Source organism: Nocardia sp. NPDC059228, assembly GCF_042754245.1.
In the GTDB taxonomy this organism is placed as follows: Bacteria; Actinomycetota; Actinomycetes; order Mycobacteriales; family Mycobacteriaceae; genus Nocardia.
Genome location: NZ_JBHZAL010000161.1, coordinates 1 through 1,112, shown reverse-complemented (window position 1 = coordinate 1,112; position 1,112 = coordinate 1). Strand labels below are relative to the sequence as shown.

The 1,112-nt window shown below is 70.3% G+C and carries 1 protein-coding gene; it reads right to left on the bottom strand.

Translation table 11 applies throughout. The features are described 5' to 3' along the window. A partial coding sequence (locus ACFXKA_RS43180; protein ID WP_379431940.1) for a M48 family metalloprotease occupies window positions 1-898 on the bottom strand: 898 nt, incomplete at its 3' end. Window positions 899-1,112: the final 214 nt, after the last annotated feature.

Sequence of the window (1,112 nt, the reverse complement as noted above, 5' to 3'; positions counted from 1 at the left end):
TGGCCAGGGTGCCCGGCCGGCGGGGTGCTCCGCCGACGGCATGTGGAGCCGCCGCCCGAGCCTCGCCCTCGGCGTGCATGGCCTCCAACACCTCGACCAGCATCGGTGCGAAACCGAGAGCGGCAGCGTGCCTGTCCGCGCGTAGCTCAGCCTGCCTGCTGACTCCCGCGAGCAGATACGGCGCGAGGAGCAACGGCAGCACGATGAACCACGCCGTGGTGACGAGGCTCACCAGGCCGCAGCCGAGGACCAGCGCGAGGACACCCGTCACGAGCGGGGAGATGTACGACGACACCACCATCAGACCCAGAGCCACCTTGCGGACCACGACCCACGCCAAGCGCCCCGGCAGGGCGTACCAGAAGCCGAGGAGACCGGACCAGGCGTGACCGCCGGTGTGGTGGCCCAGCTCGTGGGCCAGTACACCGGCGAGCTGGCCACTGGGCAGCCGGTCCAGCGAGAAGCGTGTGACGCCGACGATATGGCCCGCCGCCGCGTACGCGTTGAGGCCGTCGCTCTCCTCGATCCACAGCTCGTAGTTGGCGCCGTCGATACCGGCGCGCAGGGTGACCTCGCGCCAGATCGGACCGAGCCTGGCGGCCTCGGCCGGGGAGGGCCGTCGCAGATGCAGGAAGTAGGTGGCGAAGAAACTCTCGGTCGGCCGGTGGAAGACCAGGGCGCCGCTGGCTATCCATACAGCCACGGGGATCCAGGGGGCGTTGTCGAACAGCGTCGCGGAGATGCCCGTGATCAGCAGCAGGCTCGCCGCGAAGTTCGGCAGATGGAGGAGCAGCTGACCCCAGGCCGTGATGTCGGTGGCGCGCTGATGCCGGGCGATATGAGCGCGCCGCTGCTCGAAGTCCAGCTCATGCGGATGCCGGGCGGGTTGCTGCGGCACCTCGGCGCCCGAGAGCCGAGGGTCCGAGGGCTGAGGGTATGAAGGCGGGAGCGGGTACTGGGGGGCGGACTCCTGCGGGGGGACGGGGTACGTGGGTGGTCCGGTCGGATATCGCGGTGGCGCGGCGGGCTCACCCGGATATTGCGGCTCCGGCGGGTACGTCATGACAGGTGCTCCTGATGGGGGACGGTGCGCGGGTGTTGAGTGCGTACGG